Origin of the sequence: Candidatus Pantoea bituminis (assembly GCF_018842675.1) — a bacterium.
GTDB lineage: Bacteria > Pseudomonadota > Gammaproteobacteria > Enterobacterales > Enterobacteriaceae > Pantoea > Pantoea phytostimulans.
Map to the genome: position 1 here is coordinate 40,389 of NZ_JAGTWO010000004.1, position 21,980 is coordinate 62,368.

At 55.3% G+C, this 21,980-nt stretch carries 14 protein-coding genes and 6 pseudogenes; 11 read left to right on the forward strand and 9 right to left on the reverse strand.

Annotated elements, in window-relative coordinates:
- The 3 genes and pseudogenes from KQP84_RS03835 (at position 1) to KQP84_RS03845 (ending at position 2,874) form a co-directional block, all read left to right on the forward strand.
- A pseudogene (locus tag KQP84_RS03835) lies at positions 1-1,061 on the forward strand (P1 family peptidase).
- Entirely contained in the window at positions 1,058-1,879 is an 822-nt protein-coding gene (locus KQP84_RS03840; protein WP_215845290.1) for a M55 family metallopeptidase, read from the forward strand. The pseudogene KQP84_RS03835 and the gene KQP84_RS03840 overlap by 4 nt, the downstream one beginning before the upstream one ends.
- 158 nt (positions 1,880-2,037) lie before the next feature.
- Positions 2,038-2,874, forward strand: coding sequence for a fumarylacetoacetate hydrolase family protein (locus KQP84_RS03845; RefSeq protein WP_215845291.1), 837 nt, complete (start codon positions 2,038-2,040; stop codon positions 2,872-2,874).
- A 281-nt stretch (positions 2,875-3,155) separates the two neighbouring features.
- On the opposite strand, the pseudogene KQP84_RS03850 reads toward KQP84_RS03845, so the two are convergent.
- The 6 genes and pseudogenes from KQP84_RS03850 to KQP84_RS03875 form a co-directional block, all read right to left on the reverse strand.
- Positions 3,156-4,681: pseudogene (locus KQP84_RS03850) on the reverse strand (serine hydrolase domain-containing protein).
- Positions 4,678-5,418: an ABC transporter ATP-binding protein gene (locus KQP84_RS03855; protein WP_215845292.1), complete on the reverse strand. Its 741-nt coding sequence runs from the start codon at positions 5,416-5,418 to the stop codon at positions 4,678-4,680. Before KQP84_RS03855 ends, KQP84_RS03850 begins: the two are co-directional and overlap by 4 nt.
- A 10-nt stretch (positions 5,419-5,428) precedes the next feature.
- Positions 5,429-6,256: an ABC transporter ATP-binding protein gene (locus KQP84_RS03860; RefSeq protein ID WP_215845293.1), complete on the reverse strand. Its 828-nt coding sequence runs from the start codon at positions 6,254-6,256 to the stop codon at positions 5,429-5,431.
- The gene (locus KQP84_RS03865; protein WP_215848201.1) at positions 6,257-7,132 is read right to left on the reverse strand and encodes an ABC transporter permease; all 876 of its coding nucleotides are present in this window, start codon (positions 7,130-7,132) and stop codon (positions 6,257-6,259) included.
- A gap of 19 nt (positions 7,133-7,151) precedes the next feature.
- Positions 7,152-8,120, reverse strand: a complete 969-nt coding sequence (locus KQP84_RS03870; protein ID WP_370661494.1) for an ABC transporter permease — start codon at positions 8,118-8,120, stop codon at positions 7,152-7,154.
- A gap of 40 nt (positions 8,121-8,160) precedes the next feature.
- On the reverse strand, positions 8,161-9,756 hold the full coding sequence (locus tag KQP84_RS03875) for an ABC transporter substrate-binding protein (RefSeq protein ID WP_215845295.1): 1,596 nt from the start codon (positions 9,754-9,756) through the stop codon (positions 8,161-8,163).
- A 186-nt stretch (positions 9,757-9,942) separates the two neighbouring features.
- Between KQP84_RS03875 and KQP84_RS03880 the strand changes: the two genes are divergently transcribed.
- The 4 genes and pseudogenes from KQP84_RS03880 to KQP84_RS25940 all read left to right on the forward strand — a co-directional run bounded on the left by KQP84_RS03880 (position 9,943) and on the right by KQP84_RS25940 (position 14,289).
- The gene (locus KQP84_RS03880; RefSeq protein ID WP_215845296.1) at positions 9,943-11,007 is read left to right on the forward strand and encodes a dipeptidase; all 1,065 of its coding nucleotides are present in this window, start codon (positions 9,943-9,945) and stop codon (positions 11,005-11,007) included.
- Positions 11,008-11,009: 2 nt separating this feature from the next.
- Positions 11,010-11,924 (forward strand): LysR family transcriptional regulator, encoded by a 915-nt coding sequence (locus KQP84_RS03885; RefSeq protein ID WP_215845297.1) that lies wholly within the window; start codon positions 11,010-11,012, stop codon positions 11,922-11,924.
- 62 nt (positions 11,925-11,986) lie between these two features.
- Positions 11,987-12,906 (forward strand): annotated as a pseudogene (locus tag KQP84_RS03890) (alpha/beta fold hydrolase).
- A pseudogene (locus KQP84_RS25940) lies at positions 12,899-14,289 on the forward strand (hypothetical protein). The pseudogenes KQP84_RS03890 and KQP84_RS25940 overlap by 8 nt, the downstream one beginning before the upstream one ends.
- 19 nt (positions 14,290-14,308) lie before the next feature.
- Here the strand turns inward: KQP84_RS25940 and KQP84_RS03900 are convergent.
- A complete protein-coding gene (locus KQP84_RS03900; RefSeq protein WP_215845298.1) occupies positions 14,309-15,661 on the reverse strand; it encodes an MFS transporter in 1,353 nt (450 codons plus the stop codon).
- A 183-nt stretch (positions 15,662-15,844) separates the two neighbouring features.
- Positions 15,845-16,746: pseudogene (locus KQP84_RS03905) on the reverse strand (GntR family transcriptional regulator).
- A 135-nt stretch (positions 16,747-16,881) separates the two neighbouring features.
- Between KQP84_RS03905 and KQP84_RS03910 the strand changes: the two are divergent.
- Positions 16,882-17,909, forward strand: a pseudogene (locus KQP84_RS03910) (zinc-binding alcohol dehydrogenase family protein).
- 56 nt (positions 17,910-17,965) lie between these two features.
- On the opposite strand, the gene KQP84_RS03915 reads toward KQP84_RS03910, so the two are convergent.
- Positions 17,966-18,892, reverse strand: a complete 927-nt coding sequence (locus KQP84_RS03915; protein WP_215845299.1) for a nucleoside hydrolase — start codon at positions 18,890-18,892, stop codon at positions 17,966-17,968.
- Between the two features lie 220 nt (positions 18,893-19,112).
- On the opposite strand from KQP84_RS03915, the gene KQP84_RS03920 reads away from it, so the two are divergent.
- The 3 genes from KQP84_RS03920 to KQP84_RS03930 are packed head-to-tail and all read left to right on the forward strand — an operon-like array spanning position 19,113 to position 21,964.
- Positions 19,113-19,865, forward strand: a complete 753-nt coding sequence (locus tag KQP84_RS03920; RefSeq protein ID WP_215845300.1) for an alpha/beta hydrolase — start codon at positions 19,113-19,115, stop codon at positions 19,863-19,865.
- A 36-nt stretch (positions 19,866-19,901) separates the two neighbouring features.
- Positions 19,902-20,576 carry a heavy metal response regulator transcription factor gene (locus KQP84_RS03925; protein WP_215845301.1) on the forward strand — a complete coding sequence of 225 codons (675 nt, stop codon included), beginning with the start codon at positions 19,902-19,904 and terminating at the stop codon, positions 20,574-20,576.
- On the forward strand, positions 20,573-21,964 hold the full coding sequence (locus KQP84_RS03930) for a heavy metal sensor histidine kinase (protein WP_215845302.1): 1,392 nt from the start codon (positions 20,573-20,575) through the stop codon (positions 21,962-21,964). The genes KQP84_RS03925 and KQP84_RS03930 overlap by 4 nt, the downstream gene beginning before the upstream one ends.
- Positions 21,965-21,980 lie beyond the last annotated feature (16 nt).

Consider the following 21,980-nt stretch of genomic DNA (forward strand, 5'->3'; position numbering starts at 1 on the left):
ATGGATTTTCAACAGATGCAGCGTGACCTGCTGTTGCAGCGCTGGCGCAGCGAACGTCAACTCGGTCAACCGCGCAGCGAATGTGGTGCAACTGATCGTATCACCGATGTTCCGGGCGTACGCGTCGGGCATCACACAATAGCAGCAGGCGAAGTGCAGACCGGTGTCACGGCAATTGTGCCGCCCGGCGATAATCTTTTTACCCAGCCGCTGCCCTGTGCGGCGGCGGTATTTAACGGTTTCGCCAAGCCGGTTGGCTTAGTGCAGCTCAGTGAGTTGGGCGTGCTGCAAACCCCGATTTTGCTAAGCAACACGCTGGCGATGGGTACGCTGTATACCACGCTGGTGCGTGAGGCGATTCTTGCTAATCCGGAATTAGGCCGCAGTTTACCCACCGTGAACCCGCTGGCGCTGGAGTGCAATGATGGCTGGCTAAATGATATTCAGGCGCTGGCGATCACGGAAGAGATGGCGCGCTCTGCGCTTAGCAATGCCGATGCAGATTTTGCGTGTGGCAGCGTGGGTGCTGGGCGTGGCATGAGCTGTTTCAGCCTGAAAGGGGGATCGGCAGCGCCTCGCGGCTCATTCCCACGTTGAACGCCACGCTCGGTGTTTTGGTGCTGGCAAACTTCGGCGCATTAACCGCGTTAACGCTGGATGGCGTTCGCTTGGGCGAGATGATTGCGCCGCTGCTGCCGGAACTGACGCCGCAGCGCGATGCCGGTTCGATCATCATCATCATGGCAACCGATGCGCCGCTCGATGCTCGTCAGCTTAAGCGCGTCGCGAAACGCGCCGGTGCGGGTTTGGGCCGACTTGGCAGTTATTGGGGCCACGGTTCCGGTGACATCGCCGTCGCGTTTTCCACTCAAGCAACGCCGCAACCACCCGATGACGCTGCGCTGGAGCCGCTGTTGGCCGCCGCCGCAGATGCCACCGAGCACGCGGTGCTGGATGCGTTACTCAGCGCCGAGGCAGTAACCGGTTTTCGCGATCATCATCGTCCGGCTTTGCGTGAGGTGCTGGATCGACTGGCTGCACAAGGAGAATCTGACCAATGAAAATCTTTATCTCTGCCGATATTGAAGGCATCGCTGGCGTCATGCGCCCGGAGCAGTGCTCTCCAGGTCATGCAGAATATCAGTTGGCACGTGGCCTGATGGAACAAGAGGTGAATGCCGCCATTGATGGCGCGTTTGCTGGTGGTGCAACGGAAGTGGTGGTGGCCGACAGCCACGCGCAAATGACCAATCTGCGTGCTGAAAATATCGATCCGCGCGCCCGGCTGGTGCAGGGTAAACCGCGCGGCTTATCAATGGTGGAAGGGCTGGAGCAGCAAGCTTTCGACGGCATGATGTTTATCGGCTATCACAGCGCGGCGGGTGAGTTTGGCGTGCTGGCGCATACCATTAACGGGCGCGCATTTTGGCGTATTCAGATCAACGGCCAGGTGATGGGTGAAAGCGACATCTATGCCGCAGCGGGCGCGGAGCAGGGCACGCCACTGTGGCTGGTAAGCGGCGACGATTGCCTGAAAAAGTGGATTGGCGAATATTATCCGTCAGTGGAGTATGTCCAGGTGAAGCGTGCCATTTCACAAACCAGCGCTGAATCGCTCAGCCCTGAAATGGCCCGAACCGCAATTCGTGAAGCCGCAGAACATGCCGTTAAACGGGCGGACCTGAAATCGACGACGTTGCTCACCGCACCTTATCAGCTGCGTTTGCAGGCCAGCAAACCGGTATTAGCCGATTTGTTCAGCCTGATACCGGATGTGGAGCGGATTGATGCGGTGACGGTGGGTTATCAGGCTGACCGCATGGCGACAATTATCAGCCTGTTAAGCGCATTCTCTTATCTGGCGACGACGCAAAATTAGGTCATCCGATGAGCAGAACTCTGTACGATTTTTAGCGTCGCTTTTGTTACCCTGCACGGCATTGATTAAGCACACGTTTTTAAAACAGCGTTCACAACACGCGATACCCAAAATCATTCGAATTGAAGAGTGATGGGTATATAACAAATGAGGCAGTAATGCAGCTTTGCAGTTTTTACCTTCCTGACCTGGAAAGAAAAAGTTTTGGTATTGTGCTGGAAAATGGCGTTATCGATCTCGGCCTGCGTTTTGGCGCAGAATGTCCCGATCTTAAAAGCTTTCTGACCCGCTCATCGCTGGCCGATCTCGATGCGTTTCGTGCCATGCCCGCTGATCATCCGTTCTCTGCACTGCGCTTCCTGCCGGTGATTGAAAACCCGGGTAAAGTCTTCTGCGTAGGCATGAACTACGCCGATAAGCGTAAAGAGTTCGCCGAAACCCTCGACGCGCCGACTTTATTTGTTCGTTTCGCCGATTCGCTGACCGGCCACGATTCATCCTTGCAGAAGCCAGCTACTACACAAGAGTTTGATTATGAAGGTGAGCTGGCGGTGATTATCGGTAAAGCTGCGCATCAGGTAAAAGCCGCAGAGGCGTTAGATGTGGTCGCCGGTTACAGCTGCTTTATGGATGCGACAGTACGCGATATGCAGTTTACCTGGTTCACCGCTGGGAAAAACTGGCCGCAAACCGGAGGATTCGGGCCGTGGATGACCACCGCCGATGAAATCCCCGATCCGCAGCAGTTGGCAATCAAAACCTTCCTGAATGATCGGGAAGTGCAGAACGACAACACCAGCAGCATGGTGCATCCGGTGGCGAAGATTATTGAATATATCTCGGCATTCAGCCCGCTATCACCTGGCGATGTGATCATCACCGGTTCACCGGGCGGTGTCGGTAAGAAACGCACGCCGCCGCTGTTTATGTTTAGCGGAGATGTCATCGAAGTACATATTGAAAAAATTGGTCGTTTAGTTAATGCAATCGCGTAGCGATAGCGTTTAGCGCCTTCATACTTCGCGCTGTAGGTGCGTTGGCTGCATGGGTTAACCCCGGTCACTTACTTGCTCTCACGTAGCGCCTTCATACTTCGCGCTGTAGGTGCGTTGGCTGCACGGGTTAACCCCGGTCACTTACTTATGTAAGCTCCCGGGGATTAACACGTTTGCCGCCTTCCTGCAGCACGAATTATTTTGGCTCGCCTCGGTGAGCGCGCTGAGTCTAAAGCTCGCCTTGGTGAGCGCTGAGGCTAAAAAGAGGACGCTGCTGCGGCTCAGGTTGGTGAGCGCTGAAAATAGACCACGCGGCTGCGGCTGAGTTGGAGTCGAATACGCTCGCCCTGACGCTGTATCACAAAGCGCTTCTGCCACGGACCATCCTTACCGGTGGCGAGAACCCGATCCTGCCCCAGCGATTGCAGCGTGGCGGGGATTGCGGCGGGCCCGATTCCCATCATCAACACCTCGCCTTCCACAGTCAGTTCCGCGCGCTGTTCTGGCGCAAACCAGCGGCCTTGTAGTGCCGTAATTGATGCTTCATCCGGTTCTACCGGTACAAAGTGGCGTGCCGCGTGACCAATTTCACCGACAATTGCCTGCCCTTCATGACGTAAACGCAGCGGGAAAGTGCTGGAAAGCGACACGGCATCGCCATGCGCATCGCCGCGCCACAGCGTTTCGCCTGCGCCCAGCCAGGTCGCGGTCACGCCAGCGATTTCCAGCCAATCGGCTTCAGCCGGATTTTCTGCCACATACAGCCCGGGCGTTAAGTCATGACCTTTTTCTGGCAGGGAACGATTAATCAGCGCCGCCATCACCCGCATCGCGCTTTCAGAGGTTGTAATGTCCTCACGATTGGCAACCAACGCCACGCCAATTTTCAATTCCGGGTGCAGCAGAAAATAACTTTTATAACCCGCGTGCGAACCGCCGTGACCAAACAGCGTCTGGCTGCCGATCATGCTGCTGGTTAACCCCAAGCCGTAGCCGCTGGTGCGGCCATCTGCCAAGGTGCGTGGCGCACTGAGTCGCTGCAACACGCCCGCGCCTGGTCCGCTGTCTGCCAGCAAGGTTTGCAACCAGCGCGTCAAATGACGCAGGCTACCGGTGATACAACCTGATGCCGAAAGATGCAGGCCAGCGCTGGAAAGCAACCAGCGCTCACCATCATGCCAGTAACCTGGCACCAAACCCGGTACGATATCAAACCAGGTTTCGGCGGCGGTGAGATCAATCTCCAGTGGTTCGCAGAGATACTGCTGAAGCAGGTCGCGAAAGCGCACCCTTTGGCTTTCAACGCCTCTTCAACCAGGCGATAACCGGTATTGGTATAAGAAATTTCGCTGCCCGGCGAATAATTTAACTCGCCTTCTTCCGCTACAAAGTGCAGCAGATCTGCGGCTGAAGTCGCGTTGTAAACCGACAAACCCAGCAGCGATAACGTTTCACGCACGTCGGGTAAACCGCTGCTCATATCGAGTGCCTGGCCCACAGTAATCTGACCGTTCGCGCCGCGCAGCTGGGGTAAATGCTGCACCAGCTTATCGTCGAGCGATAAATAGTGACGGCCCGGCCCAGTAACCAGTGCTGCGAAAATGTGTTTGGTAATTGAAGCAAAGCGCACCACGCTGTCGGGGCTGAACGGCGTTTGCTGGGCTAAATCGGCCAGGCCCGCGCTGTGCGCTGAGTGGATCTGATGGGCGTCGAACAGCACGATTGCGCCGCCCGGTGCGCCCGGCTGTTGCCAGCTTTGGGTGATCTGTTCCGCGACGTCTGCCGCGTGTTGCCAGTTAACTGTCATGCAGGTTCCTCAAGCGTCATGCTGAGATCAAAAAGCTGCGCAGTATGCGGATGCTGAATGCGCCTGGCGCGCAAATCGTCCGCGCTCAGCTGCTCCACCATCTCACCGTTTTGCATCACGCCAATGCGCTGACAGAGATGCGCCACCACTGCCAGATTGTGCGTCACCATAATGTAGGTGAGTTTGCGTTCGCTGCGTAGATCACTGAGCAAATTCAGGATTTCCGCCTGCACCGAAACATCGAGCGCTGACGTCGGCTCATCCAGCAGCAGGACTTCAGGTTCAGCAATCAGCGCACGGGCAATCGCCACGCGCTGGCGCTGACCGCCAGAAAGCTGATGCGGAAAACGAAAACGCACCGCCGCCGCTAAACCAACTTCACTCAGCGCCTGGCTGATGCGCTGTTCAGCGCGATCCAGCCGATGCACCAGCAGCGGCTCGTGCAGGATACGGTCGATGGTTTGGCGCGGATGCAGCGAACCATAGGGATCCTGAAACACCATCTGCACCTGCTGGTAGAAATGGCGTCCGCGTTTTGCGCTCAATGCCATTTCACCAAACCGCATCGTACCGTGCCAATCGTGATTCAGCCCGGCTAACGCCCGCAAAAGGGTGGATTTGCCGGAACCGCTTTCGCCCACCAGCCCAAAACTTTCGCCATTGGCCACACGAAAACTCACGCCTTTCACCACCTCGTGCGCACCAAAAGCGATGCGCAGATCATCAATCTCAATCATCTTAATTCCCTTAATCGCGCCACGCGGCATCGCGCTGCAATACCGGTAAACGCGCGCGCGGATGGCGCAGCGACGGCAGGCAGGCCAGCAAACCTTGCGTATAAGGATGCTGCGCCTGATGCAGTTCGCCCGCCTTTAGCTGTTCAACAATCTTGCCGGCGTACATCACTGACACGCGATCGCAGAAGTGCGACACCAAAGGCAGATCGTGGCTGATCAGGATCAATCCCATGCCGCGCGCAGAAACCAGATCGTCAATCAGCTTGAGGATCTCCGCCTGCACCGTGGCATCCAGCGCGCTGGTGGGTTCATCGGCAATCAGCAATTCAGGATCGGGTGCCAGCATCATGGCAATCATGACGCGCTGGCCCATGCCGCCAGAAACTTCATGCGCATACCGCTGTGCGACTGCTTCAGCGTCACGAATTTTGACCTGCTCCAGCAAACCAATGGCTGCCTGCATGGCGGCTTTTTTGCTGCCGCCTTTGTGCTCACGCCAGGCTTCTGCCACCTGCTGACCGATGGTCATCACGGGATTAAGCGAATATTTCGGATCTTGCAGGATAAAACCGACACGCTTGCCGCGAATCTGGCGCAGCACTTTCTCACTCGCCTGGCGCAGATCGATGCCGTCAAAGCGCAACACATCCGCGCTAACGTCTGCATTGCCGGGCAACAGCTGCATCAGGCTGCGTGCGGTAAGCGACTTGCCGGAACCGCTTTCACCGACGATGGCAAACTTCTCTTTGCCGACGCTGAGGCTGACGCCGCGCACCGCCTCAACGGTTTCGCTGCGACTGCGAAAGGCGATGCGCAGGTTTTCAATTTCCACCAGCATTTAGCGCTCCTTGGGATCGAGGACGTCGCGTAAACCGTCGCCTAAAAAGTTAAACGCCAGCGATGTCAGGAAGATGGCGATACACGGCATCAGCGGTACCCACCATTCGCTGAACAGGAAGCGGCGTGCAGTCGCGATCATCGTGCCCCATTCGGGTGATGGCGGTTGCGCGCCCATGCCGAGAAAGCCCAGGCTGGCAGCCGTGATGATGATGGAGCTCATGTCTAACGTGATGCGCACAATCAGGCTGGGCACGCACAGCGGCATGATGTGACGCAGGATAATGCGCAGCGGTGTTGCACCCGTCAGGCGGTTGGCGGCGATAAAATCGCTGTGGCGATATTGCAGCGTTTCGGCACGCGCCAGACGTGCGTAAGGCGGCCACGAAGTTAAGGCAATCGCCAGCACCGCACTTTCAATGCCCGGTTTCAACGCAGCAACAAACGCCAGCGCCAGAATCAAACGCGGAAAGGCGAGAAAAATGTCGGTGATGCGCATCAACGCTTTATCAATAAAGCCGCCGCAATAACCCGCAATGCATCCAATCAGCAGGCCGAGCGGAGCGGTAAGCAGCACCACCGCGATCACCATGCCCAACGTGGTTCTGCCGCCATAAATAATGCGCGTCCAGACATCGCGCCCGAGTTCATCGGTACCGAGCCAGTGTGTAAAAGAGGGCGCGGCCAGGCGATTCTCCAGATGCTGTGCGCTGGGAGCGAAACCACTCAGCAGAGGCGCAAACAGCGCCAGCAGCAGCATAAGCATAATGACAATCAATCCTGCCACGGCCAGCGGATTGCTGCGCAGGTTGAGCCACAAGCGGTAGCGGCGGCCCCAAACTGCTTGTCGGCGGTTGCTGGGCGTGTCGTCGAGCAGCCAGGCTCGTGAGAAAAAGTCATTTTACGCGGGGATCCCAAAGTCGATAGAGAAGGTCAGCTAGCTGATTTAGCAACACGTAAACCGCGCCGACCAGCAGCGTGGCACCGACCACTGGATTCATATCAGCGTTCATCAGCGAGGTAGTGAGATATTGGCCGAGACCAGGCCAGGCGAAGACGTTTTCCGTCACCACCGCGCCTTCCAGTAATCCGGCGTAGGTAAGCGCCAGCACCGTGACCAACTGCACCGCCACGGTGGGAAAGGCGTGTCGCCAAATCACCCGACGGGACGACAATCCTTTGGCGCGGGCAGTGATCACAAATTCGCCGCCTAATGCGTTGAGCATGAAGGTACGCGTCATGCGGGTGATATACGCCATGCTGAAATATGCCAGGATCAACACCGGCTGCGCCATGTGCGCCAGCGCATCCCAAAAGGCGTCATATTCGCCCGCCAGCAGGGAATCGATGGTTAAAAATCCCGTGACCTGCGGCACCATGTCCTGCCAAATAATGTCCTGGCGTCCCGGGCCAGGCGCGATACCCAACACCGCGTAGAACACCAGCAGGCTGAGCAGCGCCAGCACAAACACCGGCAGCGAATGGCCAGCAAGGCATATCACGCGAATGGTTTGATCTATCCACGAACGCTGGCGTACTGCGGCCCAGACCCCAAGGGGAATGCCAACCAGCGCGGCAATCACGATCGCCGCCGTTGCCAGCTCCATCGTCGCCGGAAAGAAGCGCGCAATATCGCTGGTAACAGCGTTAGAGGTGAGAATGGATTTGCCTAAATCTCCGTGCAGCAGTTGATTCAGGTAGTGACCAAACTGGATGTAGAGGGGCTGATCCAGCCCCATTTCCATCCGCACGCGCTCAACCACCGATTGCGGCGCGTTATCACCCACCGCCGCCAGCACCGGATCGGTGGGCATGACGCGGCCAATGAAAAAGGTCAACACGGATAAGCCAAACAGCGTCAGCACTAAACTGCCCAAGGTGCTGAAGGTTTTTTCAACGCCCCCATCAGGCTTTTTTCACCTGCGCATAGGACCACTGTTCCAGCACCGTGAGATGCACATCAGAGATGTTTTTATTGCAGGCCACGGTTTGAATCTGCTGCATCATATAAATGAACGGGCTTTTTTCCCGGCCCATTTGCTGAATTTTTTGGTAGAGCGCAATGCGTTTCGCTGGGTCACTTTCATGCAGTGCCTGCTCGGTGAGCGTGTTGAATTCATCGTCGGACCAGCCGCAACGCCACGCCAGCGTGCGGTTGCGCGCATTGGTGCTGTTGTCGGTATTGACGCAGAACGCTTCGGTGTTGGAGTTGGGATCAAAGTAATCTGCGCCCCATGATGTCAGCGCAAGCTGATGTTGGCGGGCGCGCATTTTGGTTAGCACCTGACGGTTTTCTGAAGAGATCAGCGACACCTTGATACCAATCGCGCCTAACTGAGTCTGAACCGCCTGAGCGATATCTGGGTAAGGCTGCATTGAATAGTGGTCGAGCGTGATGTCGAAACCGTCTGGATAACCCGCTTCTGCCAACAGCGCTTTGGCTTTACTGACGTCTTTATGGAACGGTGTGTCATCCAGCGCCGCCGGGAAGCCGCTCGGCAAGAAGCTTTGATGCACGTTATACGTCAGCGTCAGAATGTTTTTCTGGATGCTGTCGTAATCCAGCGCCCACTTGATCGCTTGCCACACCTGCGGCTTTTTCAGCAGTTCGTTGGTGGTATTGCAAGACATCAGCATGATGGCGGAGAGCGGCTGTTTCACCAGCGACACGCTGGTGTCATTCACCAGCGGCTTGAGCTGTTCGGTGGTCAAATCATACGCTGCATCCACGTCGCCTTTTTTCAGCATCAGCGCCTGCGCAGCGGGATCGGCGATGTGTTTGAGGATCACACGTTTGATTTTGCTCTGGCTGGCGTAAGCCGGGTTCAGTTCCAGAATCACGCTTTCACTGGCTTTCCAGCCGCGCAGCGTAAAAGCGCCCGATCCCGCGCTGTGCTGTTTCAGCCAGGCGTTACCGAAATCGTTGCCTTGCTGATTCGCTAAACAGGCTTTCTTCGACACAATGCTGCCCACCGTTGCGGACAGGCAATACAACAGGAACGATTCCGATGCTGGGCCACCAAGCTTCATCTGCAATGTCTGCGCATCGGTCGCCGTGATCATCTGGTCAACGTTCTCTTTAGTAAAGCCGAACTGGTTGATGATAAACGCCGGGCTTTTATCCAGCTTGACGATGCGTTGGAGTGAGAAAGCCGCATCTTCAGCGGTCAAAGCGGTTCCGTCAGCGAACTTTGCCGCCGGGTCGAGATGAAAAGTGAACACGCTATTATCACTGCTGACGTCCCAGCTTTTTGCCAGTTGACCTATCACTTTATCGGCCTGAACCGGGTCAGCCATCACCAGACGTTGATAGAGGTTGCCGCAGATTTGACCGCCGGTCACTTCGAAACTTTCATGCGGATCGAGGCTGGTTATATTATCGAGCTGCATCGCCATCACCAGCATGCTGGGCGGCGTAGCGGCAAAGGCGGAATTAAGGCTGAGATAGGAAACGAACGGAACGGCGCTGCATCCTGCGAGAAAACGTCTTCTGGTGACCATGCTATCTCCAACTAACTGATTATTAATAGAATTATTTTATATTTGTGCTTTTTTTGTCTTGACATCTTTCTGCGGCAAGCGGATTAATAACGCCTATAGCCGAAAACCCTTTGCCTCTTTTTGGTGCGTTCGCGCGGTCAGTTTGCCTGCGCTGTGCGCGCTCTCTCGTTAACGGAATGGATAAATATGTCTGACAAAATTACCGCTGCACGGCTTGCCATCCCGGTGTTTGATGGGCACAACGACGTGTTAAACAAGCTGTGGGAGCACCATCAGCCGGATCCGGTCCGCGCTTTTTTGCAGGGCACCGATTCAGGCCAAATGGATTTTCCGCGCATCCGCCAAGGCAATATGGCGGGCGGCATTTTCGCCACGTGGGTGCCAACGCATCCGTCTATTGCAAGAAGCGAGCCAGATGCTTTGGATTTTCCTCAGGAAATTGTCTCAGCGGCACGCGATGCCACTTTTTCTATGCTGGCGTTGCTGCTACGAATTGAGGCGGCTTCAGCCGGTAAGATCAAAATCTGCCATAGCGTGCGAGAGATTCGTGAATGTATGGCGCAACAGGTTCTGGCGGTGGTGATGCACGTTGAAGGTGCGGAAGCGCTGGATACCAACGGTGATCTGCTGGATATGCTCTACGCCAGCGGTTTGCGCACGCTTGGCCCACTCTGGAGCCGCACCAACCAATTTGGTTATGGTGTGCCGTTCCGTTATCCCTCGTCGCCAGATCTTGGCGAGGGCTTAACACCCGCAGGTAAACAGCTGGTGCGCGACTGTAATCGTCGCCGTATCCTTGTTGACCTGTCGCACATGGATGAGAAAGGGTTCTGGCATACCGCTGAAATCAGCGATGCACCGTTGGTCGCCAGTCATTCCAATGCGCATGTGTTAAGTGCGCAGTCGCGTAATCTCACCGATCGCCAACTTGCGGCAATCGCCGAAACCAAAGGCTTTGTCGGCGTTAACTTTGCTGTGCCATTTTTGCGTGCCGATGGCGATCGTCATGCGGCAACCGGCGTGGATGAGATCGTGCGCCACGTTGAATATCTGCTGGAAAAAGTCGGTGAAGATGGCGTGGGTTTTGGTTCAGATCTGGATGGCGCAACCATGCCGGATGAGCTGAAAGATGTGGCGGGCTTCCCGCTGCTGGTCGAGGCGCTGGCGAAGCGCGGGTACAGCCACGCCTTGCTGAATAAAATTTGTCATGGCAACTGGCTGCGCGTGCTCGAAGCGACCTGGGGCGAATAACGATGCGGCTGCGGCATATTGAAGTCTTTCAGGCGATTGTGCAGACCGGCACCATCAGCGGTGCAGCGCGCCTGCTGAATGTGTCACAGCCCAATGTGAGTCGGGTACTTAATCACGCCGAACAGCAGCTCGGTTTTACGCTGTTTGAGCGGCGTGCGCAGGGCATGGTGGTCACTGCTGAAGGGCGTCGCCTGTTACCGGAAATTGATGAGCTTTATCATCGCTTGCAGGCGATCAATCTGCTCGCTGAGCAGCTGCGACGTGGCGAAGGGCAAACGGTGCGCGTGGGCGCGGCGCACGCATTTGGTCAAATGGTATTGGCACCCGCGCTGGTGGCCTATCAACAACAGGCGGTGGCGGTAAACGTTGAGCTAGTGACCGAACACTTCGGCACGCTGTGTCGCAGTCTGCTTGATAATCAACTCGATTTCGCGCTGGTGTTTGGTCAACAGGTCGATGCTGATTTACTGGCCGAGCCGCTGTTTCAATCATCCATGGTAGCCTTGTTGCCAGCCGACTCGCCGCAGCAGGCTCCGGTTACGCTGGAATGGCTGTGCGCTAACAATCTGTTGATGATGCAGAATCAGGATCCGCTTGGGCGCGTTTTGCATCGCGCCCTGCGTGATAAGCAGCTGCATTCGGCACTATCGTTGTCGATCAAAACCTATTCAGTCATTGCCGATATGGTGCTGGCGGGCGGCGGTGTAGGTGTGGTTGATCTGTTTACGGCTTGCCGCTACGCCGACAAACTCAAGCTGCTGCCCATCGCACAACCGCTGCCGTTTGAAGTGATGCTGATTAGCCGTCGCGACCAGCCACAATCACAATCTACGCTGCACCTGAAACAGGTGATCCGCAGCAAGCTGTGGGAAATTGCCCGCCAGTGTGAAATACAATTTATGGCCCCATTAATCTGATAAACCGCCTGCCGCTGAATCCCGTCCTACACTGAAAGTCTACGTCTGAACAGGAGCAGCAGATGGGGCGAACTATCCAGAGTAAACGGCGGCAGCGTGCGGCGCTGGTCGCCGGTGTAGGTTTAGGGCCGCCGCCGCGTGGTGGGGCATCAAAAAATGGCAACAGCTGAAGCAAACTCCGCCAGTCTCAACGCGTAGCCATCACGCCGGGTTGGCCGGTTATTATCAGCAAATTGGTGACTGGCGCATGTTTACGCGGGTCACACCCAATGAAACCCACGGCTTGCCGGTGGTGCTGATTCACGGTCTGGTGTTGTCGGGCAGGTCGATGGAAGATCTGGCTTTAGCATTAAGCCGCGATTACCACGTTTTAGTGCCAGATTTGCCCGGCTTTGGCGCCAGCGCGTTACCGGCGAAAGCGCCCATCTTGTCGGTGGATGAGTTAGCCGAAGCGCTTTGGCTCTGGCTACAGCACAACAATTTCCAGCGCGCGATTTGGATCGGTAACTCGTTTGGCTGCCAAATTTTGGCGGCGTTAGCGGTTAATCATCCTGAAGCCGTGGCAGGTTTGGTGCTGCAAGGCCCAACGGTTGATCGTCACGCCCGAAGCCTGCCCCGTCAAATTTGGCGCGACTGGCACAACGGGCGACTGGAATCACATCGCTCTCCCAGTCAGCTGTCGCGTGTTGACTACGCCAAAGCGGGACTGTGGCGCGCCTTTGGCACCCTGCGCGCCATGATGCGCGACCATATCGAACGAAGGCTCACCTACATTACGGCACCCACGCTGTTACTGCGCGGCTCGCGTGATACGGTCTCGCCCGCACGCTGGGTTGAAGAGCTGGGTGCACTGCTGGCCAACGGTGAAACCCTTACGCTGCGCGGCGGCACCCATACGCTACATTTTGTTTATCCGTGGAGTTTCTGTCGCGCAATTCGTCCGTTCCTGGCGCGCATTCAGCAGGAGAATCATCATGAGTAAACCGCCAAAAGGCATCGCCCGTTTCGATTCCTCTGCTGCCATGTTAGTGGCGTTAGCCAATGCGCTACACGATCGCCCGTTTGCCAGCCCCAGCCAGTCGCCAACGCTGGATCGCCTGTTGCCGTCATTGAATAAACTGCCGACGCGGCTGCGAGAATGGGGATACGCCGTTGGCGGCATGGCGGAAGGGATCAGCGTGACCCAGGCTGGCGAACTGGATATTGAAGGTATTGCCGAATGGATGGTAAGCGAATATCCGCAGCAATCCTATCCGGCGGCGTTTATCGGCTCATCAAATGGCGCAATGATTCATCTCGCGGCGGCAATGGGCGTGCCGTGGTTGCCACAAACCTTTCTTTGTCCGGTGCGAGCACACAACAACGATCCCGATGATGCGCAGGCCGGTTTTGAGCAGGGCAAACACGTGGCTGCGGCTCTGCTTGCTGCCTGGCCGCAACTGGCGGTGCACCACATGCAGGATCCAAATCAGGATCGGTTGATGCTCGATCAGATGAGCTATTACCGACTGAAGCTGCGCGCGTTGCCGTTGGCGTTTAACGAATTTTTAATGGGCAGTTTGCCCGCCGGCTCAACACTGTTTATCAATCATTGCACGCGTCAATGGCCGGTGACACGCACCAGCGATCGCTCCTTTTTCCAGTTTGGTGCATTGGGGGAGCAACCGAAAAAGAGTATCTGGAGGGCGGGCCGCGCGTGGCTGAGTATCTGGCGCGTTACGGTATTGATCGCGAAAAATGGGATGCGCCTCGCACCACCGACCATGTGCCGGAAGCGGAATGGGGGCTGGACGGTTATCTGATTCCGCCGCTGAAAAATCTGGCGACATCACAAGGTCTCAAGCTGATGGAAATTCGTTACGAAGACCCGGAAGCGCTGAGTTTTGTCGTGGCTGAAATCTATCGAGACTGGTATCTGGCCGCCGGAATTTTGCCGACGCGCCTGACGGTGGACAGCTTCTTACTGATGGATCCGTGGTGCAGCATGCACCAGCACGCGATTCCCTTCTGGTTGGTGTTCTGTACCTCGCCTTCAGCGGCCGCGCTGCAAAAATTCCTGGAGAAACAGCCGCCATTCCGCAACATCGACATGATGCTGTTTTCACATGGCACCGAGAGTATTGGGTTGGCCGAGATTTCGCGCTGGCAGGAGTTATTAAATTTTGCCCGCGATGAAGGCGCTTTTGTTGGGGTAGATACGGAGCGTTTCCCACGTGATTTTGCCACGCTGGCACGCTTCGATTCTGCTTTGCGTGAGCGCGCAGCGCTGCTTCCGCCGCCGCCGCCGCTGAGTGTTGAAAAGGTGATTTCAGGGATTCAGCGTTACGGCGTACGGCATGGCGTAACGCTGAAGGCGCTGAACTGATCAGCGCCTTCGCGGGGGATTAATCGTTGTCGGTAATGGGTTTACGTACCAGCACCAAATAAGCCAGCGCGCCAACTAAGGTGACGCAGGCACAAATCATCAGCGCCAGGCTGAAGGATTTGGTGGTGTCGAGTACCCAACCGGTAATAACCGGCGCGAACGAGGCGAAGATAAAACTGGCGAAGTTCTGGATGCTGCCCACAGATGCGGTCATACGCGCCGTCACGTTAGCGTGAATCAGGCCCCAGCATGAGGTACCCGCAAAGTGGATGCAGAACAGCGCCATGCCAATCAGCGTCACTGCGCTGGTGGTATCGGTGGCCCGCGTCACAATCGCGGTAAACGCTGCAGACAACACCATGCCGCTCACAATGCAGACTTTACGGGTTTTCACGGCGTCGTAACCGCGACGTACCAGCGCATCAACCACATAGCCGTTCAGCAACATGCCTGCCGCACCAAACAAGAACGGAATCGCTGCCAGCAGGCCAGTGCTTTTCAGATCAAGGTTGTAAGTGGATTGCAGGTAACCCGGCAGCCAGGCAATATACAACCATGCGGTGTAGTTGATGCCGCTGAAGCCAATCATCATGCCCCACATGGTGCGTTGCTTGAACAAACCACGCCAGGATTTGAAACTGATCGGTTCTTTACGCGACGCCACGCTGCCCGCTTGCAGATAATTAATCTCTTCTGCACTCAGCTTGCTGTTGTCACGATCGCGATAAATCATATACCAGCCGATGGCGAGGAAAATGCCCAGAATCCCAATGGTGACAAACATGCCGCGCCAGCCGAGCACCAGCATCATTGCTGCCAGAATGGGTGGCGCAACGGAAAGGCCAATCATCGAGGCAGCGTTGAACATGCCCATCGGCATGCCGCGATCTTTGATATTGAACCAATCGTTGATCACTTTGACGCCGCACGGGTTCATCGGCGCTTCACCGATTCCCAGGCCGATACGCACCAAAATAAATTGAGTGAAGTTGTTTACCAGTCCTGATGCCGCCTGGAACAGCGACCAGAAGAACATGCCTAACCCCAACATGATGCGGGGACCTTTGCGATCCAGCAACGCGCCACACGGCAGCTGTGCCAAACCGTAAGCCAGCGAGAACGCTGACAGCAGCAGCCCAATTTCGGTGGCGCTCAAGCCCATTTCCTCACGGATGGTCATGTTGGCGACAGAAAGCGAGCTGCGATCGAGATAGTTAATGATGGCGGCGAACAGCAACAGCAGCATTGCCGTAATTTGAATTTTGCGAATGCGCGGTGAGCGCACCACATCGCTACGCATCGGGATGTAATCCTGACCTGGCGAGGGCTTGCCGGGCGAGGTATCGCGACCGGTAACCGATGTATTGTCCATTGCAACCTCCCGGAACTGGGTACTTATCGTTATGGTGAAAGTCAGTGTTCGCGTGACGGTAAAAGGGGCCGCCATGACGTTGCAGTTGAGACTAGAAGCAAAGGGTCAACGATGTTGCAAAGATGTTTCTGATTCGTGCGGGAGCTAATGCTTTGTGGTTTTTAATCGGTTTTTAATCGGTTCTTAATTGTACTGACGAATGGATCGCACCATTGAGGTCTTGGCTGTCGTTAGATGATTGTGTAATGCGCACAGCGCATCGACATCTTGTCGGCCAATCAGCGCGGTGAGAATCGCCATATGCTCTTCCAGCGCCACAATATTACGCTGCTTTAAATCACTCTCATCCCATTGATAATGCGAATGAAAAATAACTGAAATAATTTCCAGCGATTGATTAAAAAAGGATTATTGGCAGCGGATAAAATTAGGGAATGCATCTGCTTATCCAGCGCAGCGAAATGACGATAATTACTGGCGATGGTGTCGCGCATTGATCGATGACGGTTCAGCAGATCGCGCGCCTGAATCCAGCGTTCATCGTCGGCAGGTAAATTGAGGAAGCGGCTCAGTGCATGGGTTTCCAGCATTTCTCGCAGTTCGAACAGCTTCTCAGCATAATCCTGCGTGAATTTCTTCATTCGCCATTGGCCACGCTTAACCGGTTCCAACAAGTCGTAACGCATAAAGCGCAGCAGGAATTCGCGCACCACCACCGGACTGACTTTCACCTGCTGGGCCAACTGCAACTCGCTAAACGCATCGCCAGGCGTTAACTGACGCTGGTTAATCATATTGAAAAACGCCTGCTCAAACTGACTGGCCTGCTGTTCAATTGGCGGCGTCAGGGCGCTGAAGCCATCTTCTTGAGTAGGATCGCGCACGATAACGTAGGTTTCTTCCACTTTCTCCAGCACGCCACGCTGATGCAGATAATGCAACGTGTGACGCACCGTGGTGCGACTGATGTTAAACATTTCCGCCAGCGCAGCCTGCGGCGGCAATGGTGAGCGAATGTGGTGCTGCGCAATGCTTTCCAACATCTGGTTGATCACGTTTTGACGCAGGTTTTGACTTCGACTCATGACGCCTCCGGGTTTTTATGCATTAAAAACCATTCAAAGCCAAAAAAATCGTCGTGCTTCACAGTTCCCACTGTTTAAATCCGCGGTTGCGCTGAGATTCGCCATAAATGCCTGCAAGACAACGGGAGAATCATCATGACGACAATGAAAACGCTGGTTATCGCTGAACCGCGCAAAATGGTTTGGACTACGCGTGACAAGCCGACGCCAGCGGCGGGCGAAGCGCTAATTAAAATTCTCACCGCCGGTATTTGCGGAACCGACATTCATGCCTGGGCAGGCAATCAACCTTTCTTCAGCTATCCACGCGTGTTAGGCCACGAATTGTGTGCCGAAGTCGTGGAGTTGGGCAGCGATGCTCGCGGGTTTGAACGGGGCCAACGCGTAGCGCTGATCCCCTATATTTCCTGCCAGCAATGCGATGCTTGTCAGAGCGGCAAAACTAACTGCTGCGAAAAAATCTCTGTGATTGGTGTTCATCAGGATGGCGGTTTTTGTGAATACCTGAACGTGCCGGTTAGCAATCTGCTGGCCGTGGACGATGTGGCGCCCGAAGCTGCCGCACTGATTGAACCCTTCGCTATCAGTGCACATGCAGTGCGCCGCGCCGGAATCGTTGCCGGTGAACATGTTTTAGTGGTGGGAGCCGGGCCGATTGGGTTAGGCGTGGCCGCGATTGCCGCCGCAAACGGTGCAAGCGTGGTGGTAGCAGATACCAGCGAATTCCGTCGACAGCACGTCAACGATAAGTTGGCATTAGCGGCGCTTAATCCCGCCGACGAAAACTTTTACGATGCGCTGCGCGAGCAGTTTAATGGCAGATTGGCCCTGAAAGTCATTGATGCCACCGGCAATCCAGCAGCGATGAATAACGCGGTGAATTTAATGCGTCACGGCGGCACCATCGTTTACGTCGGTCTGCATAAAGGTGATTTGGTGATCCCCGACAGCGAGTTTCATAAAAAGAGACCACGCTAATGGGCAGCCGCAACGCGACGCGTGAAGATTTCGACTGTGTTCGTGCGTTGATGGCCAGCGGAAAATTGCGTGCTGAAATGATGTTAAATGAACACTTCGCTTTCTCAACGCTGGCGGAAGATTTTGAACCGCAGGTGATTAACAATCGTGAGCTGATCAAAGGTGTTATCTATTTTGACCGCTGATGTACCGCGCTAGCCTGGCGGGTTAACCCCATTCTCAAGGATTAACCCGCTTGAAGTCATGATGGCTGTGCGGAAAGGGTAGAGAAGAAGTGCGCGCGTACCGCATCGGCATCAACAGATAACGCAACACGCTGCGCAGGGAGATCGCGAAACGCATCTTCGCGTGATGCTAACCTGCTGAGTTTTCTGACTGTTTGCCCGCTGGCGATGCCTTCAGTGATCACTCTTAGCGGGCTTTCAATCAATGTGAACGCGTGGGGCAAACAGAGCCAGGAAATGGTCAGCGTGTCATGCAGCGCCATGCCGGCAAAACCCTCTTTTGCCAGGCTGTAGGCAAGGTAAGGACGGCAGATGGCACTTAACACAGGCTGATTCAGCTGATGCACTTCTGCCTCACGAATCAAGACTTTGTGCGTAACATCCAGCGGCATCAAAACCACCGGCAATGCTGATGACAGCACCTGATCGGCGGCGTGCGGATCCTTCCAGATATTGAATTCACTGAAGGGCGTTACGTTGCCTGAATGGCCTTCTGTACCAAACGCGCCACCCATGATGACCAACTCTTTCACCAGCGGAATGATGTCAGGCGCCTGATTAATGGCGCTGGCGATATTGGTCAGCGGACCAATCGCCACCAGCGTGATGTCATGCGGCTGCGCCCGCACGCTATCAATGATGAACTGCACCGCGCCCGTGGCCTGATCGCTGTGTGGGTTTTCAAAGGCATCACCCAATCCGTCTTCGCCGTGCAGTTTAGCGGGCGCGCTGGGCGCCTGCGCCAGCGGACGTGAACAGCCGCGATAAATCGGCACATCAATGCCCATTTTTTCACAAAATAGCCGGGCATTTTTTGTCGCTTGCCCAACCGCAACATTCCCGAACACGGTAGTGATACCGAGCAAACGCTGGGTTTTTGCTGCATACGCCAACGCAAATGCGTCATCAACGCCGATGTCAGTATCAAAAATCAGGGTGCGCATGGTGTTCTCCGAAAAACGTATTAAGTACCCAGCATTACAGCGCTGAGTGCCAGCGCGTCAAGTAACGCTGGCGCGCCTGTTTAGCGCCTGATGTTTACACTGGGTTTCAATGTAATCGAAATAATCGAAACGAACGGTCATTCTTTTGTCATAACTTCCTCACCTCTGTGTCAGAGCCGATTCGTTATCCTCTTCACATCAAATCAATGAGGAAACGATCATGAAAAAGCAAATCATTCTGGCCGCAGGTATGCTGTGTGCTCTGGCAGGAACAGCGGCACAGGCGGAAACAGTAAAAAATATTGTATTAGTCCACGGCGCCTTTGTAGGCGGTTCGGGCTGGCGTCCGGTTTACGATCGGCTGACGCACGACGGCTATCACGTCACGCTGGTGCAGGAACCGTTAACCGGTTTTACTGACGACGTTGCCGCGACACGGCGCGTGCTTGATCAGCAAGAGGGGCCGGCGATTTTGGTCGGCCACAGCTACGGCGGCGCGATCATTACCGAAGCGGGCAACGACAAACATGTGGCGGGACTGGTCTATATCGCGGCACATGCGCTGGATAATGGGGAAACCGAAGCCAGCAACGGCAAAAAATTCCCTAATAGCGCGCACCCTTTCATGAAAACGCCGGATGGATTTTTGATGATTGCGCCGCAACACTTTCATAGCGACTTTGCTGCCGATTTGACGGCTAAACAAGCCGACTTTGAAGCGCATGCACAGATGCCGACGTCTGCTGCCGTGTTTACCGCCAACATTTCTGATCCTGCATGGAAAACCAAACCCAGCTGGTACATGGTGGCGAAAGCCGACAAGATTATTAATCCCGATCTCGAGCGGATGTACGCCAAACGCGCCCACAGTCACACAGTAGAAGTGGCCGGCGCCAGCCATTCGGTGTATGAATCACATCCTGATGCGGTCGCCAGTTTAATTGAGCAAGCAGCTCAACACGCCAAATCCTGACCATCGGCGCGCCCGCAGATATTTCCGGAGAACACGATGAAAATTCTGGTGATTGAAGACGAGGCGAAGGCCCGTGAATACATGCGACATGGCCTGACGGAAGCGGGTTATGTTGTCGATGTCGCCGCAAATGGCCAGGATGGCCTGTTTTGCGCACAAGAACACCATTACGATCTGATTTTACTGGATGTCATGATGCCGGAAATGAGCGGCTGGGAAGTGATGGCCTCGCTGGATCAACAGATCCACACGCCCGTGATTTTCCTGACGGCGAAAGGCACGCTAGAGGATCGCATTAAAGGTCTGGAGCTGGGCGCAGATGACTATTTAGTGAAACCGTTCTCGTTTGCTGAGCTGCTGGCGCGGGTACGAACGCAGTTGCGACGCGGCAGCCAGCAGAAGCTTCCCGATATTCTGACACTCTCCGACCTGCGGCTTAGCATTGCTAAACGGCGGGTTGAGCGTGCTGGTCAGCGCATCGATCTCACTAATAAAGAGTTCAATCTGCTGCTGCTGTTTATGCAGCATCCCGGCGAGGTGTTAACGCGCACGCTGATCGCTTCACGCGTCTGGGATATGAATTTTGATAGCGATACCAACGTCGTGGATGTGGCAGTGCGCCGCTTACGACAGAAAGTAGATGAACCCTTTTCCCGGCCACTGATTCACACCGTGCACGGCGTCGGTTATCGCTGCGAGGCGGAAGCATGAAACCGCTGTCGCTCACCACGCGGCTGTCGCTGATTCTGGCGTGTACCATGCTGGTAGTGATGGCGTTAACGGGTCTGGCGCTGTATCACTCATTGGCGAAGCAAATCAGTGTGCGTGATGATGGCGCGTTGCTGGCGCGCATGGATCAAATTCGTACGCTGCTGCGTGATGAGGACGCGATTGCGCTTATTCATCAAAAGCCGCGACTGTTTGCCAACATGTTGGGAAACACCGAGTCGCTATTAATGCTGCGTTTTCCCGGTCAATCGCCACTGATTGAGGTCAATCCTGGCCAGCGCACCTTGCCTGCCATCACGCCGATGTCCGCCGAACAGCCGCTGACGCTCAATGCTGTTCATCATTTACAGTCATCAGATGGCACGCCGTTTATCGCCGCTGCCGCGCTGGCCAACACGCGTGACGGACCGGGAAAAATAGAAATTGTCACCGGACGTTTGATGACCGAACGTACCCAAACCCTTGCCAGCTATCGTGATCAAATTATTACCTTTACCTTACTGGCTACGCTGTTAGTGGCGTTAATCGCGCATGTTTCCCTGCGCCGAGGATTGGTTGGGCTACGTCATTTGGCTTCAGAAACGGATGCGATAGATGTTCGCCACCTTTCTCATCGCATTCGACTCACAAAAGTGCCGCTTGAACTCCAGCCGCTGGTGGCGGCGTTTAACCAAATGCTGACGCGACTGGAAACGGGCTATCAGCAATTGAGTCAGGTCTCAGCGGATATGGCTCACGACCTGCGCACACCCGTGAATACGCTCATCGGGCAAACCGAAGTGGCGCTGCGTCAGCAACGCACGCCCGCTGAATATCAGGCGCTGCTCGGCTCGAATTATGAAGAGCTAGAACGACTGGCAAAGATGATTGATAACATGCTGTTTCTGGCGAAAGCTGAAGATGCCAGCCAGGCGATTGCCCTACAAATCCTGGATCTTGAGAGTTTGGGTACACGCTTAGCAGACTATTTTGAAGGTCTGGCGGAAGAGCGTCAGATGGGGTTACGGGTTGAATTACAGGGCGAAGTACAGGCCGATCTCGACCTGCTGCTGCGTGCGTTGGCCAATCTACTCGCCAACGCGCTGCGCTATGGTGACAGCGGCAGCGTGATTCGGTTGTTCAGCGAAACAGGTGCGAATGGCGTAACAATCTGCGTGGAAAATCACGGCCCAACCATTCCTTCAGAACGGCAAGCCAGACTGTTTGATCGCTTCTGGCGCGCCGACAGTTCACGTCATCTCTCTTCCAGCGGCAGCGGTTTAGGCTTGTCGATTGTGCGCAGCATAATGCAGTTACATCATGGACGCTGCGCGGTTCAGAGTGAGCAGGGATTAACCCGCTTCACGCTCTATTTCCCCTTAAAACCCTGAGTTGTCAGCGGCCAAT